General features: G+C 70.8%; 16 protein-coding genes. 13 read left to right on the forward strand and 3 right to left on the reverse strand.

What is annotated here, in order from left to right; genetic code table 11:
- Nucleotides 1–2 precede the first annotated feature (2 nt).
- Nucleotides 3–476: a hypothetical protein gene (locus tag O7603_RS03245; protein WP_281574184.1), complete on the reverse strand. Its 474-nt coding sequence runs from the start codon at nucleotides 474–476 to the stop codon at nucleotides 3–5.
- Between the two features lie 168 nt (nucleotides 477–644).
- On the opposite strand from O7603_RS03245, the gene O7603_RS03250 reads away from it, so the two are divergent.
- The gene (locus tag O7603_RS03250; RefSeq protein WP_281574185.1) at nucleotides 645–1,682 is read left to right on the forward strand and encodes a family 16 glycoside hydrolase; all 1,038 of its coding nucleotides are present in this window, start codon (nucleotides 645–647) and stop codon (nucleotides 1,680–1,682) included.
- Between the two features lie 54 nt (nucleotides 1,683–1,736).
- On the opposite strand, the gene O7603_RS03255 is transcribed toward O7603_RS03250, so the two are convergent.
- Nucleotides 1,737–2,246, reverse strand: a complete 510-nt coding sequence (locus tag O7603_RS03255; RefSeq protein WP_281574186.1) for an Rrf2 family transcriptional regulator — start codon at nucleotides 2,244–2,246, stop codon at nucleotides 1,737–1,739.
- 128 nt (nucleotides 2,247–2,374) lie between these two features.
- On the opposite strand from O7603_RS03255, the gene O7603_RS03260 reads away from it, so the two are divergent.
- The 9 genes from O7603_RS03260 (at nucleotide 2,375) to O7603_RS03300 (ending at nucleotide 9,276) form a co-directional block, all read left to right on the forward strand.
- A complete protein-coding gene (locus O7603_RS03260; RefSeq protein WP_281574187.1) occupies nucleotides 2,375–3,115 on the forward strand; it encodes an SDR family oxidoreductase in 741 nt (246 codons plus the stop codon).
- 396 nt (nucleotides 3,116–3,511) lie between these two features.
- Nucleotides 3,512–4,057 (forward strand): toxin-antitoxin system HicB family antitoxin, encoded by a 546-nt coding sequence (locus O7603_RS03265; RefSeq protein ID WP_281574188.1) that lies wholly within the window; start codon nucleotides 3,512–3,514, stop codon nucleotides 4,055–4,057.
- Nucleotides 4,058–4,091: 34 nt separating this feature from the next.
- On the forward strand, nucleotides 4,092–4,937 hold the full coding sequence (locus tag O7603_RS03270; protein WP_281574189.1) for a DUF4097 family beta strand repeat-containing protein: 846 nt from the start codon (nucleotides 4,092–4,094) through the stop codon (nucleotides 4,935–4,937).
- Between the two features lie 150 nt (nucleotides 4,938–5,087).
- Nucleotides 5,088–6,074: an ATP-binding cassette domain-containing protein gene (locus O7603_RS03275; RefSeq protein WP_281574190.1), complete on the forward strand. Its 987-nt coding sequence runs from the start codon at nucleotides 5,088–5,090 to the stop codon at nucleotides 6,072–6,074.
- A complete protein-coding gene (locus tag O7603_RS03280; RefSeq protein ID WP_281574191.1) occupies nucleotides 6,071–6,862 on the forward strand; it encodes an ABC transporter permease in 792 nt (263 codons plus the stop codon). The genes O7603_RS03275 and O7603_RS03280 overlap by 4 nt, the downstream gene beginning before the upstream one ends.
- Nucleotides 6,863–7,030: 168 nt before the next feature.
- Nucleotides 7,031–7,882 carry a pyridoxal kinase PdxY gene (pdxY, locus tag O7603_RS03285; RefSeq protein WP_281574192.1) on the forward strand — a complete coding sequence of 284 codons (852 nt, stop codon included), beginning with the start codon at nucleotides 7,031–7,033 and terminating at the stop codon, nucleotides 7,880–7,882.
- Nucleotides 7,883–7,993: 111 nt separating this feature from the next.
- Nucleotides 7,994–8,458, forward strand: a complete 465-nt coding sequence (locus O7603_RS03290; protein WP_281574193.1) for an SRPBCC domain-containing protein — start codon at nucleotides 7,994–7,996, stop codon at nucleotides 8,456–8,458.
- Complete coding sequence (locus O7603_RS03295; RefSeq protein ID WP_281574194.1) at nucleotides 8,455–8,817, forward strand: metalloregulator ArsR/SmtB family transcription factor; 363 nt, start codon at nucleotides 8,455–8,457, stop codon at nucleotides 8,815–8,817. Before O7603_RS03290 ends, O7603_RS03295 begins: the two co-directional genes overlap by 4 nt.
- Before the next feature lie 15 nt (nucleotides 8,818–8,832).
- Nucleotides 8,833–9,276, forward strand: coding sequence for an SRPBCC domain-containing protein (locus O7603_RS03300; RefSeq protein ID WP_281574195.1), 444 nt, complete (start codon nucleotides 8,833–8,835; stop codon nucleotides 9,274–9,276).
- A 112-nt stretch (nucleotides 9,277–9,388) separates the two neighbouring features.
- Here the strand turns inward: O7603_RS03300 and O7603_RS03305 are convergent, their stop codons facing one another.
- Nucleotides 9,389–10,222 (reverse strand): alpha/beta hydrolase, encoded by an 834-nt coding sequence (locus O7603_RS03305; protein ID WP_281574196.1) that lies wholly within the window; start codon nucleotides 10,220–10,222, stop codon nucleotides 9,389–9,391.
- A 137-nt stretch (nucleotides 10,223–10,359) separates the two neighbouring features.
- On the opposite strand from O7603_RS03305, the gene O7603_RS03310 reads away from it, so the two are divergent.
- The 3 genes from O7603_RS03310 (at nucleotide 10,360) to O7603_RS03320 (ending at nucleotide 14,234) form a co-directional block, all read left to right on the forward strand.
- On the forward strand, nucleotides 10,360–10,941 hold the full coding sequence (locus O7603_RS03310) for a TetR/AcrR family transcriptional regulator (protein ID WP_281574197.1): 582 nt from the start codon (nucleotides 10,360–10,362) through the stop codon (nucleotides 10,939–10,941).
- Between the two features lie 129 nt (nucleotides 10,942–11,070).
- Entirely contained in the window at nucleotides 11,071–11,661 is a 591-nt protein-coding gene (locus O7603_RS03315) for an NAD(P)H-dependent oxidoreductase (RefSeq protein WP_281574198.1), read from the forward strand.
- A 131-nt stretch (nucleotides 11,662–11,792) separates the two neighbouring features.
- Complete coding sequence (locus O7603_RS03320; protein ID WP_281574199.1) at nucleotides 11,793–14,234, forward strand: low temperature requirement protein A; 2,442 nt, start codon at nucleotides 11,793–11,795, stop codon at nucleotides 14,232–14,234.
- Nucleotides 14,235–14,255 lie beyond the last annotated feature (21 nt).

Genomic DNA, 14,255 nt, shown 5'->3' on the forward strand with positions numbered 1-14,255 from the left:
GGTCAGGGGGCTTCACCGCCCAGCCGTCCCTGGCCGACGACGGCATCGGCGATCAGCGCCGCCTGGTCCGGGGCGACGCCGCCGCGTACCGCGACCCGCTCGACGATCTTCCGCACCTCGGCCCACTCCTGCGCGGTCAACTCCACCGGCGCCCCGTGCACCGGCGACGGACCGGGCTGGAACACTCGACGGAGCGCGGCGGCGGTGACCCGGTGGCCCTTGCGCATCCCCAGCTCCACCACGTACCCCAGGGCCTCTGTCAACGCGGCGAGCGCGACCGGCGTGAGGAGCACCAACACCTCGGGCACACCGAAGGCGAGGGGACCGGGGCGCCGATCCCGCTGCGCGTACGCCCCCGGGTCGGCGAAGTGCGCCTCGCTGAGCAGGGGAAAGAGCTCCTTCTCGCCGGGCGAGAATCGTTCGACCACCGGCCTTGCGAGGTCGACGAGCAGAGATCGGTCCGACTCCGGACGCATGCAGCCCTCCGTCACCGCCCGCGTCTGACCGGGCACCGTCCACTGTAGGCTTCGGCGGCTCACGGCCGAAAGGCTCGACCGGTCGACTGTCGTCACGGGGCCGTGGGTGGCCGGAGAGGGGACCGAGGACGGGCGCCCGCCCGATCTTCGTCCGCCGGCGGGGAGAAGTTGTGGAACACTGAGGCCTGGTACACGCTCAACGAGATTCCGGGCCGGGTGGTGCAGCCGCAGACCTTCTTCGAGGCCGAGGAGGGGCGCACGGTGGGCGTGGGCCTGGCCACCGACCACTCCGCCTACTCCGGCTCCGGCTTCGCCGCCGGGTTCGCCGGAGACGGCTCGTCGACCCGCATCTCGGTCGAGGTCCGGGAGGCCGGGACGTACGACCTGGCGATGCGTTACAGCAACGGCCCGGATCCGTACTCCGGCCCGAAGCAGCTGAGTCTGTACGTCAACGGTGAACGGATCGAGCAGACGGTCTTCCCCTCCACCGTGACGTGGGAGGAGTGGGGCACCGTCACCACCACGGTGCGCCTGGACAAGGGGCACCACGTGGTCGAGTACCGCAAGGAGGCGGCGGACTCCGGGCAGGTGAACCTCGACGTGCTCGCCGTCCGGCCGCACGGCGAACGCATCACGCTGTTCGACGGTGGCGGGCTCACCGAGTGGCAGCACACCGACGGGCGCGAGCCCGAGTGGGCCGTCACCGATGGCGCCATGACGGTACGCAACGGTGACCTGCGCACGGTGCAGGCCTTCGGCGACTTCCGCCTGCACGTCGAGTTCAACCTGCCACTTCTCCCGCCGGAGGTGACCGGCCAGGCGCGTGCCAACAGCGGCGTGTACCTGCAGGACCGCTACGAGATCCAGGTGCTGGACTCGTTCGGCGTCGACCCCCCGCGGACCACCGACGCCGCGGCCATCTACACGCAGAAGGCCCCCGACCGGAACGCGGCGCTGCCGCCAGAGACCTGGCAGACGTACGACATCGTCTACCGGCAGGCCCGCTACGACGCGGCCGGCGACAAGCTCGAGAACCCGCGCGTCACGGTGGTGTGGAACGGCGTCACGGTGCACGACGACGTCGAGATCGTCGGCCCGACCGGCGACAGCCGGCCCGAGGGCCCGGCGGCGGGCGCGATCCGGCTGCAGGACCACGGCAGCCCGGTCCGGTTCCGCGACATCTGGATCGAGCCGCTGGGTCCATAGCGTCGCCACCCCGCCACCCCGCCGCCACGCGATCCGCGGCGTCGTCGGGTACGCCTACAGTCGCTCAAGCGTCGCGGAATCGCCCTCGGCCGGCCCGTGCAACCAGGTGCGGATGCCGGCGAGCGCGGTAGGCCCGTAGTCCTCGTCGACACCGCTGGCGAGGTCCGCGATGGTGACCGCCTGCAGGGCGGCGCGCCAGGCGGCCTCGGCTCCGGCCATCGCGCGGGCGACGGGGCACGGGCGGTCGCAGGCCTCCTGCGGTGCCGCCAGGGGGCCGCGTTGGCGGATCTCGGTGCACACGAACGCGGGCTGAGCGCCGTCGACCGCGACGACGACGTCGAGGATGGTGATCAGCTCGGGCGCCCTGGTCAGGACGTAACCGCCCGCCTTGCCCTGCACGGAGGTGACGAGGCCGGCGCGGGAGAGCGCCTGCAACTGCTTGGCCAGGTAGCTGCCGGAGACGTCGTGCAGCTCCGCGAGCCGGGCGGCTGGCACGGGCTCCGTCGCCGTGGTCAGCACCACGCAGCAGTGCAACGCCCACTCGACCCCGCCGGACAGCTTCATGCGACCCCCTCTTGACTCGGACAAAGGCTATCCGACTATTGTCCCGGACAGAAAGTATCCGAGTTTGAGGGTCTGAATCCTCGACGAAGCCGGCGTGTCCCGCGGCACGCCGTGGAAGGGTGAGAGCCATGAAGTTCACAGTCATCGGTGGCACCGGACTGATCGGGTCGCAGGTGGTCCAGAAGCTGACCGCGGCGGGGCACGAAGTCGTCCCCGCCGCGCCGTCGACCGGCGTCAACCTGCTCACGGGAGAAGGACTGGACCAGGCGCTGGCGGGTGCCGACGTCGTCATCAACGTGGCGAACTCGCCGACCTTCGACGAGGCCTCCCTGGACTTCTTCCGCACCACCATGACCAACCTGCTGGCCGCGGGGGAGCGGGCCGGCGTCCGGCACCAGGTCATCCTCTCGATCGTCGGGGTGGACCAGGTGCCCCAGCTCGACTACTACCGGGCCAAGACCCTGCAGGAGGACCTGCTCCGGCAGGGGCCCACGCCGTACTCCATCGTGCGGGCCACCCAGTTCTTCGAGTTCGTGAACGCGATCATGTCGTGGACGTCCGACGACAAGACGGTTCGCCTGCCCGCCACCCGTGTTCAGCCGATGGCCACCGCCGACATCGTCGACGCGGTCGTCGAGGTCGCCACCGGCGCGCCAGTGAACGGCATCCACAACATCGCCGGCCCGGACGTCTTCGCCCTCGACGAGCTCGGCAGGATCACCCTGGCCGCGCAGCATGACGACCGGGCCGTCGTCACCGACGACAACGCCGGCATGTTCGCGGTCGTCAACGGCGACGTGCTCATCGCGGGCCCGGACGCGCACCTGGCTTCCACGCACTACCAGGACTGGATCAAGTCGGCCCGCTGACCCGGGTGCCCTGCCGTCCGTAATCGCGACGGATCATCTGCTCGATCCACTTGAGCTGCCGCCGCTGCTCCTCCCCTGGCCGGACTCGGGGGAGGAGCAGGCGAGCGGCGCACGCGCGCCCGCCCAGGCCCACCGCCGGACTGCTCGCCGACCTCCAGCGCGATGCCGCCCCCACCGCCACCTCGGCGGCGCCCCCGACTCTCCCCGTTGGTCGACCACCGTCCGACACCGCAACCCCGCCCTGCTCCCACGTCCCCGCGGGCCTCGCCCCGCACATCGTCGGTGACCACCTCCGGCGAGGCCCCGACCGCCCGAGCGGCGGTCCGACCGGCCACCGACATGGCGATGGCATCACCATGGTTGCGTATGGCATCACGATGATGCCATGATGGCGTCATGGAACTTCGCGCATACGTGGACGCCGTCCGACACGATCTCGCGGTCGCCGCGGCGGCCGGCGGCGACGAGGCCAGGGAGTTGGCCGAGCGGCTCACCGCGCCGCTGGAATCCGCGATCCGGCTCGCACTGCTGGACGCGCTCTCCGAGGCCGCCACCGAGATCACTCGGGATCTCGCGCCCGGCTCCGTCGACCTGCGCCTGCGCAATCGGGAACCCAGCTTCGTCGTCACGCCGCCGCCCGCGGATCAGTGGGCGGACGAGCCCGAGGCGCCGCCCGCGCCAATCCCTCCCGTCAACCCACTGCCGCCCGCGCCCGCCGACGGCGAGGACGAGGCGACCGTGCGGATCAGCCTGCGCCTGCCGGAGCACCTCAAGGCGCGAGTCGAGCACTCGGCTGCTGCGGCCGGCGTCTCGATCAACACCTGGCTGATCCGGGCCGCGGCCGCCGCGGTGGGCGCCGGTGACCTCAACCGCCGGTCCGAGACCCGCCGGACGTCCGGCGCGGCTACCGGTGGGCAGCGCTTCACGGGCTGGGTGCGCTGACCACACCGCCAACCGACCACTCGAGAGGAGCATCATGCCATCGTTCGACACCCCCGGCCCGATCTCGGCGTCCGTCGAGCTCGTCGCCGGCGACGTACGGATCAACGCCGGCCCGCGGTCCGACACCGTCGTGCACGTACGGCCGGCCGACGAGTCCGAGGACCGCGACGTTCGTGCCGCGGCAGAGACGCGCGTCGACTACGCGGCCGGCCGCCTGGTGGTCCGTGGTCCCAAGCACGGGTTCGGCATCTTCGGCGGCAAGTCCGGCACCGTGGAGGTGACCATCGATCTGCCGGCCGGGTCCGGCGTGGAGGGGAAGCTGGGCGTCGGTGCCATCAGGTGCACCGGGACGCTGGCCGACTGCCGGCTCAAGACGGGCTTCGGTGACCTGCAGGTGGAGGACACCGGCCGGCTCGACCTCGACACCGGCTTCGGCGCGGCCATCGCCGAGAACGTGGCCGGCGACGCCGACATCACCACCGGGTCCGGCAGGCTCAGCGTCCGCACCGTCGCCGGCCGCGCGGTCCTGAAGAACGGCAACGGCGACATCTGGATCGACGAGACCGCGGGCGACCTTCGGGTGCACTCCGCCAACGGTCACATCGCCGCCGAGCACGCCGCCGCCTCGGTCACCGCGAACACCGCCAACGGCGACATCCGCGTCGGTGAACTGGTCCGCGGATCGGCCACGCTCCGCACGGCCGCCGGGCGGATCGAGGTCGGCATCAAGCCCGGCACCGCCGCCCGGCTCGACCTGCACACCCACTACGGCAAGGTGCGCAACGAGATGGACGCCGCCGCCGGTCCCGCCGACACCGACGAGAAGGCCGAGGTGCGCGCCCGCACCGCCTTCGGCGACATCCTGATCCACCGCTCCTGACCCTCTCCCACCCACCGTTTCATCCGGTCGTGGCGACCCGCCTCGACCGGGGGTGACCCGCGCCCTCGCGTCCCGGTCCGGCTGTCGCGGCCCCGACCGGCGATGGCGCGCGCCCCCACCACTGCACAGCCCTGAGATCTTGGAGGAGCAATGGCGGTAACGACCGCGACCCGGCCGGCCATCTCGGTGTCCGGCCTGCGCAAGACGTACGGGGACAAACTCGTCCTCGATGGCATCGACCTCATGGTCACCGAGGGGAGCGTCTTCTCGCTGCTCGGGCCGAACGGCGCGGGCAAGACCACCGTGGTCCGGATCCTGTCCACCCTCATTCCCGCCGACGCCGGATCGATCCGCGTCGCCGGCCATGACCTGACCAGGCAGCCCGACGGCGTACGCGCGGCGATCGGTGTCACCGGCCAGTTCTCCGCCGTCGACAACCTGCTCACCGGCGAGGAGAACCTCAGGCTGATGGCCGACCTGCACCACCTCGGCCGCGCCGAGGGCAGGCGCCGCGTCACCCGGTTGATCGACCAGTTCGACCTCGGTGAGATGTCCCGCAAGCCGGCCTCCGTCTACTCCGGAGGAATGCGCCGCCGCCTCGACCTCGCCATGACCCTGGTCGGCGATCCGCGACTGATCTTCCTCGACGAGCCCACCACCGGCCTCGACCCCCGCAGCCGGCACGCGATGTGGCAGATCATCCGCGGACTCGTCGCCGACGGAGTCACGATCTTCCTGACCACCCAGTACCTCGACGAGGCCGACCAGATCGCGGACCGCATCGCCGTGCTCGACCACGGTCGCATCGTCGTCGAGGGCACCTCCGACGAACTCAAGCGCCGCATCCCCGGCGGACACATCCTGCTGCGTTTCACCGACCCCGCCGCCCTGCGGATCGCGGCCGGCGCACTGGGCGTCGGGCAGCGCGACGACGACGCCCTCACGCTGCAGGTGCCCAGCGACGGCGACGTGCGCTCACTGCGCACCATGCTCGACCGCCTCGACGACGCGCACGTCGAGGTCGACCGGCTCTCCATCCACACCCCGGATCTGGACGACGTCTTCTTCGCCTTCACCGGCACGCCCGCGTCCGGCACCGCCACCGCCCAGGACGCCACCACGGAGGGACACCGATGACCAGCCTCGCCTACACCCTGACCGACTCGGCGACCATGCTGCGCCGACAACTCCGCCACATCCAGCGCTACCCCTCGCTGACCGCGATGCTGATCGGCCTGCCCGTCGTCCTCCTGCTGCTGTTCGTCTACGTCTTCGGCGCGACGCTCGGCGCCGGGCTTCCCGGCGGGAACGGTGACCGCGGCGCCTACATCAACTACCTGGTGCCCGGCATGCTGCTGTTCAGCGTGTCCGGCGCCGCCCAGGGAACCGCCATCTCCGTCGCGATGGACACGACCGAGGGCATCGTCGACCGCTTCCGGACCATGGCCATCTCCCGCGCCTCCGTACTGACCGGACACGTCCTCGGCAGCCTGGTGCAGACCATGCTCTGCATCGCCGTGCTGATCGGCATCTCGCTGGCCATCGGCTTCCGGCCCACCGCGACCCCGCTCGAGTGGCTCGCCACCGCCGGCGTGCTCGCCGCCGTGGCGTTCGCGCTGATCTGGCTGTCGGTCGCGCTCGGCCTGCTCAGCGACAGCGTCGAGACCGCCAGCAACCTGCCGATGTTCCTCATCCTCCTGCCGTTCCTGGGCAGCGGCTTCGTACCCACCGACACCATGCCGGCCGGCCTGCGGTGGTTCGCCGACCACCAGCCGTTCACGCCGATCACCGAGACGCTGCGCGGACTGCTGCTCGGCTCGGGAATCGGCAACAGTGCCCTCTTCGCGGTGGCCTGGTGCGCGGTGATCTCGTTGCTGTCGTACCTGTGGGCAAAGCGACTGTTCCACCGCCGGGCAGCCCGCTAGCGAGCTGGCGCGGTCTGGGCGGCGCATCGGACCCGTCGTCCCGCTCTCCTCGGCGTCCTCGGACAGGACGCCGAGGAGTCGGCGCATCACGACGGCAGGTGGGCGTGGCCTGGCGCGACTTCGGCGGGCAGTGCCTGCGGCGCCGGCGGGAACCGCGATGATGGGCCGGTGAAGATCCTGTCCATCCAGTCCTCGGTCGCCTACGGCCACGTCGGCAACTCGGCGGCCACGTTCCCTCTGCAGCGGCTCGGGCACGAGGTGTGGCCGGTGCTGACGGTGCACTTCTCCAACCACACGGGGTACGGCGCGTGGCGCGGACCGCTGCTGGCCCCGGCCGATGTGGCCGAGGTGATCGCGGGCATCGAGGACCGGGGGGTCCTCGGCAGCGCCGACGCGGTGCTGTCGGGTTACCAGGGTGACCCGGCGATGGGAGCGGTGATCCTCGACGCGGTGGACCGGGTCAAGGCGGCCAACCCCGACGCGGTGTACTGCTGTGACCCGGTGATGGGCGACGTCGGCCGCGGAATGTTCGTCCGGCCCGGCATCCCGGAGTACCTGCGCGACGTCGTCGTTCCGCGCGCGGACATCATCACCCCGAATCAGTTCGAGCTGGACTTCCTCGCCGGCCGTACGACGAACTCGCTGCCGGCGTTGCTGGCGGCGGTCGACGTGGTGCGCGAGACGGGGCCGCGGCACGCGCTGGTCACCAGCGTGCTCCACGGCGACGTGCCGGCGGGGTCGTTGGAGGTGGTGGCCGTCTCGGACGAGGGCGCCTGGGCGGTGACCACGCCGCTGCTGCCGATCAACCCGAACGGCGGCGGCGACGTCACCGCGGCGCTGTACCTCGCGCATCTGCGCACGGCGGGCTCGCCCGCGACGGCACTGGAACGCACCGTCGCCTCGGTCTTCGCCGTGCTCGAGGCGACGCTCGCGGCGGGTACCCGGGAGATCCAGCTGATCGCGGCCCAGGACGCGATCGCCGACCCGCCGGCGAGGTTCACCGCCCGACGGCTGCGGTGACGCGACTTCCCCGGCTCTGGCAGGCGCGGGGACACGTGCAACCATCGGTTGCGCTTGCCGGCCGGGTCGGCTAGCGTGATGCGCAACCAAACGTTGCGAAAGGTGGTCGGCATGGAATTCGGAACGATCGAGCGGGAGATCCGCATCGAGGCCGCACCCGAGGTCGTCTTCGACGTGGTGAGCAGCCCCGAGCACCTGCGCGAGTGGTGGCCGGACGAGGCGGAGTTCCCGGCCGTGCCCGGGGGTGCGGGGCGGATCGGCTTCGGGGACTTCGCGCGCGGCACCGGCGCCTGGGTGCAGTTCACGGTCGTCGACGCCGTACCACCGCGGCTGTTCTCCTTCCGGTGGACCCACGCGGAGGGGGAGTCCGCCGCCCCGGGCAACTCGTTCCTGGTCGTCTTCGAGCTCGAGCCCGCCGGTAGCGGGACGCTCCTGCGGATGACCGAGAGCGGCTTCCGCGAGCGCGGCTGGGACGAGGCGAAGGTCGCCGCCGAGTACGCCGACCACGTCACCGGCTGGGACCTCTTCCTTCCGCGGCTGCCGGTGTACGCCGCGAAGGTCGGAGCGGGCGCATGAGCGTCATGGTCGACGACGACCTCTGGTCGGCGGTCGGCGATCCCACCCGGCGCCGAATGCTCGACCTGCTGTTGAACGAAGGCAGCGGAACGGCGACCAGTCTGAGCGAGCACCTGCCGGTGACCCGTCAGGCGGTGGCGAAGCACCTCCTCGTCCTCGACCGGGTCGGCCTGGTGCGCGCCACCAGCGCCGGCCGCGAGAGGCACTTCACCGTCGATCAGGCACAGCTGGCCCGCGCCGTCGCCCAGCTCGCCGACGTCGGCGCTGCCTGGGACTCGCGTCTCCGGCGCATCAAGCGCATCGCCGAGACGATCCAGAGCGGCAGGGGCACGAACAGCGATACCGGGCGGAAGCAGTAGAGGGGAGAGACGAAGATGGCGGACATCCTGCACCGCATCGGCGTCGAGCGGCGCTCGCCGGCTCAGGTGTACGACGCCCTCACCACCCTGGACGGCCTGTCCGGCTGGTGGTCCGAGAAGACGTCGGGGGAGACCGGCGTCGGCGGCGTGATCGAGTTCCGGTTCGGGCCGGGCGGGTTCGACATGAGGGTCGCCGAGCTCGATCCGGGCCGGCTGGTCCGGTGGGACGTCGTGGACGGACCACCGGAGTGGATCGGCACCAGCGTGCGGTGGGACCTCCGGCAGGACGGCGACTACACGATCGTGCTGTTCAGGCACGAGGGCTGGCGTGAGCCGGTCGAGTTCATGCACCACTGCAGCACCAAGTGGGCCACCTTCCTGATGAGCCTCAAGCAGCTTCTCGAGACCGGTAAAGGTGCCCCCGATCCGCGTGACGTCCGGATCAGCGACTGGCACTGACCCGGCCGGCGTCCGAGCGGAACAGCGACGACGCGACAGCCGGACGACCGGCAACCGGTACGCCGCCGGGACGGGGCCGCGCCAGTGCGCAACCCCGTCCCGGCGACCGCCGTCACTTGGCGAGGAAGGCCAGCAGGGCCTCGTTCACCTCGGCGGCGTGGGTCCAGAGCAGGCCGTGCGGGGCGCCGGCGATCTCGACGTAGTCGGCTTGCGGCAGCCGCTTGTGGAATTCGCGGGCGGTGGCGTCGATCGGCAGGATGTTGTCCGCGGTGCCGTGCAGGATCAGTGCCGGCACGTCGATCTTGTCGATGTCGGCGCGGAAGTCGGTGGCCCAGGTGGGCACCGCGGCGCTGGACGCGTACCAGGAGGCACCGGCGGCGACGTTCCAGCTGTTGCGCAGGGCTTCCTCGGAGAGCCGGCTGCCCAGCGTCTCCTCGGTGTTGTAGAAGTTGCGGTAGAAGTCGGTGAAGTAGGCGTACCGGTCGGCGGTGACGGCGGCGAGGATGCCGTCGAAGACCTCCTGCGGCACGCCGGTCGGGTTGTCCTCCGTCTTCAGGAGGAACGGCTCCAGCGAGGCCAGGAAAGCGGCCTTGGCGACGCGGGCGGAGCCGTACCGGCTCAGGTAGCGGGCCACCTCACCGGTGCCCATGCTGAAGCCGACCAGCACGACGTTGGTCAGGTCGAGTGTCTCCAGCAGGGTGTTCAGATCGGCGGCGAAGGTGTCGTAGTCGTAGCCGACGGTGGGCTGGCCGGACTGCCCGAAGCCCCGCCGGTCATAGGTGATCACCCGGTAGCCGGCACCGAGCAGGGCCGCGCTCTGCTTCTCCCAGGAGTGCCCGTCGAGGGGGTAGCCGTGGATGAGCACGACCGGCTGCCCCTGGCCGTGGTCCTCGTAGTAGAGGTCGATGCTGGTGTTGTTCTCGGTCCCGACGCTGACGTACGGCATGACGGCCTCCCTGATCACGGCGGAGAACGCTCGTTCTCCGGCTTCTTGGAGTAGCCTAGAGAACGAGCGTTCTCGGCGCCAGTCCCTCGGCGGGCGGCACACCGTGAGCGTCGTCACCGGGCAGCAGGAGGGGAAACATGCCGACACAGGCGGACGAGGCGATCCGCGAGAAGGTGCTGGCCGCCGCCGACCGGCTCTACTACAGCCGCGGCGTCCAGGCGGTCGGTATGGACGCCCTACGGGCCGAGGCCGGTGTCTCCCTCAAGCGCCTCTACCAGCTCTTCCCCTCGAAGGAGAGGCTCGTCGAGGAGGTCCTGCACCGCCGGCACCAGCTCTGGAACGAACTCGTCGAGGCGGCCGTCGCGACCGGCGACACGCCCCGCGCCAGACTGCTCGCCGTCTACGACATGCTGGCCCGGTGGTTCGACGAGGACGACTTCCGTGGCTGCGTCTTCATCAACACCTTCGGTGAACTCGGTGCCAGCACACCGCGCGTCGCCGACCTCGTCCGCGAGCACAAGGCCCAGTTCCAGACGCGGATCGCCGAACTCATCGCCGAGGCAGGCGGCCCCGCGTCGCTGGCCTTCCAACTCGCCATCCTCGCCGAGGGAGCGCAGACCACCGCCGCCATCGCCGGCACCAGCGAAGCCGCCGGCCACGCCCGCGCCGCCGCCGCGACCCTGATCGACTCCGCCCTGGCCAGGACCACGCCGAACTGAGCTGTCAGCCCTGACCCCGCGGAACCCGGCGTCGGCCGCCGAACCACCGCGGGGCCAGTTCGAAGCCGCGCAGACGGGGTATACGCCGCCGGCTCACCAGAGCGCCGGGAATCCGGAAGGAAGTGCGGCATGACCAGAATTGGCATCATCCTCGGCAGTACTCGTCCCGGCCGGAACGGCGAGGCAGTGGCCCGCTGGGTGCACGACATCGCCACCAAGCGCGTCGACGCCGAGTATGAACTCGTCGACATCAAGGACTTCAACCTGCCACATCTCGACGAGATGGCGCCGCCGTCGCTCGGGCAGTACAGCCAGCCACACACCTTGCAGTGGGCCGAGAAGATCGCGTCGTACGACGGGTACGTCTTCGTGACCCCGGAGTACAACCACTCCACGTCCGGCGCGTTGAAGAACGCGATCGACTTCCTCTACGCGGAGTGGAACAACAAGGCGGCCGGCTTCGTCAGCTACGGCAGCGTCGGCGGCACCCGTGCGGTGGAGCACCTGCGCCTGGTGATGGCCGAGTTGCAGGTGGCGGACGTCCGGGCGCAGGTGGCCCTGTCGCTCTTCACCGACTTCGAGAACTTCAGCGTCTTCACACCCGGCGCGCACCAGGAGGGTGCGGTGAACACGATGCTCGACCAGTTGGCGGCCTGGAGCGGCGCGTTGGCGACCCTCCGGACCGGAACGACGATGGCGACACCCCAGTCCGGCCGGTAGCCGAGCGCGGCACGACCGAGCCGGACGGCCTGTCGTGACCAGTGCCTCGCCAGCCCGCGCGGACCCGCCCTGACGGCGCACCGCATGGCGATTCCGCCCCCCGAGCGTGCCCTCGTGGGCACAGTAGGTGCGTGAACGGCAGCGGTGGGGAGGCGACCCCGCGGGGCGCATCCGGGTCGGCCGGACCGATCAAGGCCGCGACGCACGGCGGGGTGACGCGCTCGGAACTCTTCCTGGACCTGGTCTTCGTCTACGCCTTCCTCAACGTCACCCACCTCATGTCCGAACGTCCAGCCCTGGACGGGTTGCTTCAGGGCGGGCTCGTGGTGCTGCTGCTCTGGCGTAGCTGGGTGGGGTACGCCTGGGTGGGAAACCTGGTCCGGCTCGACCGCGGTGCCCTGCCGATCGCCGTCTTCGCGTCGGCCATCGCGATCCTGCTGGTCGCCGTGGCCATCCCGGAAGTCTTCGTCGACATTCCCACCGGCTTGACCGCACCCCTCGTCCTCGTCGGCGCCTTCCTGGCGACCCGGGTCGGGTCCCTGTTGGTCATCTCCCGTGCCCGGCGAGGATCACGGGGCTCAGTCGTCCCAGCCCGGCGTGCCTGGCTGCCGCTGACCGGCAGCGCTCCACTCCTACTGTGCGCAGTCCTGCTGCCCTACCACCTCCCACCCGGTCCAGGCGCCGAAGCGCTCCAACTCGTGCTCTTCGCGGTCGCGATCGCCGTCGACTACCTCGGGTTGCGGGCGCCGGGCGCCGGGACATGGCAGCTGACGTCGGTCCGGCACTGGGCCGAACGCCACAACCTGATCATGCTCATCGCGCTCGGTGAGACGATCATCTCGATCGGCACCAGCCGCGGCTTCGTCGGCGACCAGCCGATCACCTGGACCGTGCTCGCCGGATCGATGCTCGGTCTGGTCGTCGTGGCGTTCCTGTGGTGGGCGTACTTCGACATTGCCGCGCCCGCCGGCGAACAGGCGCTGGAGGCCACCCCGCCTCGAGTGCGGACGCTGCTCGCCCGCGACGCCTACACCCTGCTGCATCTGCCGATGATCGCCGGACTCATCCTGGTGGCCTACGGGCTGAAGAGGGCCCTGAACGACAGCAGCACCGGCCACACCGAACCAGGGGCGACGCCAGACCCGACGGCTCTCTACGGCGGCGTGGCCCTGTACCTGCTCGGCCTGGTCGCCTTCGAGTGGCGCACCGTCCGGCGGGTCGGCCGAGGGCCGCTGCTCGGCCTCGCCCTCGTGGCAGTGCTCGTAGCGCCGGCCCGTCAGCTGCCAGTCCTGGGATCGCTGACGCTCCTGGCCGGGGCCCTGGTCGTGGTGGTGTCGGCCCACGTGACACTGCTGCGCCGCCGCCACCGCCAGCTGCACCGAGCCGTCGCGGCGACGGTCGGCCGGGAGGTCGACGCCACCCCGGAGGAACTCTTCCTCGACCTGGTCTTCGTGTACGCGTTCATCCAGGTCACCGTGCTGATGACCCGAGACCCGTCGACGGTCGGAGTGCTCCAGGGGATCGCCGTTCTTTCGCTGATCTGGTGGTCCTGGGTCAACTACACCTGGTTCACCACGACGATCCGGGGTGCGCAGAACGTGCTGCGCCTGATGGTCCTCGCCGCGGTGGCGATGACTCTGATTCTCGGCATCGCCACACCCCAGACGTTCAGCTACGTCGCCGGCGGACTGCCGGCACCGCTGATCGTCGTCACCTCGTACGCGGCGGTGCGTCTGCTGCACCTGACCTCGTTCTGGCTGGCAGTCCGGCACGACGCGACCCTCCGAGCCCCCGTCGTCCGGGCGGCCGTGCCGACCGGTGTGGGGATCCTCCTGCTGCTCTGCGCGGTATTGACCGCACCGGGCGCGGGCAGTCCGCTCACACCGTTCACCACACTCTGCTGGATCGCCGCCATCCTCATCGACGTGGGTGGTGGATACCTCATCCGATCCCGGTACTGGCAACTCCACTCGGTCAGCCGCTGGATGGGTCGCTTCAACCTGATAATCCTCATCGCACTCGGTCAAGCGGTCATCTCCACCGGCATCGCCGTGGGGGACGCACCCGTCTCGGCATCCACCCTCGGCGCCGTGGCGCTCAGCGGCGCCCTGATCTCCGCGCTGTGGTGGACCTACGTCGGCACCGACGTCGTCGTCGGCCAGCGGTTCGCCGAACTGCGGACGAGCAGGCAACGAGGTGCCCTGGCCCGCGACGCCTACGCGTACCTTCACCTGATCCTTGTCGTCGGCCTGGTGCTCGTCGCCTTCGGGCTACGGACGACCCTGCCGCAGCCGGCGCGTGGTGCCGACGCCTCGGCGATGGTCGGACAGGTCACGCTGGCGTGCGGAGTCGTCGTCTACCTCCTCGCGGACCATCTCGTGTGGCGACGTGCGCGCCGCCCGGTAGGTGGCCGCCGGGCGGTGAACCTGGTCGTCGCCGCGCTGGCGCCGGTGACGATCCTGCTGCCGATCCTGTTGGCGTTGGTCGTACTCACGACGGCGCTGTTCGCCGCGCACCTGGTCGGACGCGCGGTCACGCCGTCACTGGACACCGCGGTCGGCGACCGTACCTGATACCGCCGGTCGCCGTCGTCG

The sequence above is a fragment of the Micromonospora sp. WMMD812 genome, assembly GCF_027497215.1.
Lineage (GTDB): Bacteria > Actinomycetota > Actinomycetes > Mycobacteriales > Micromonosporaceae > Micromonospora.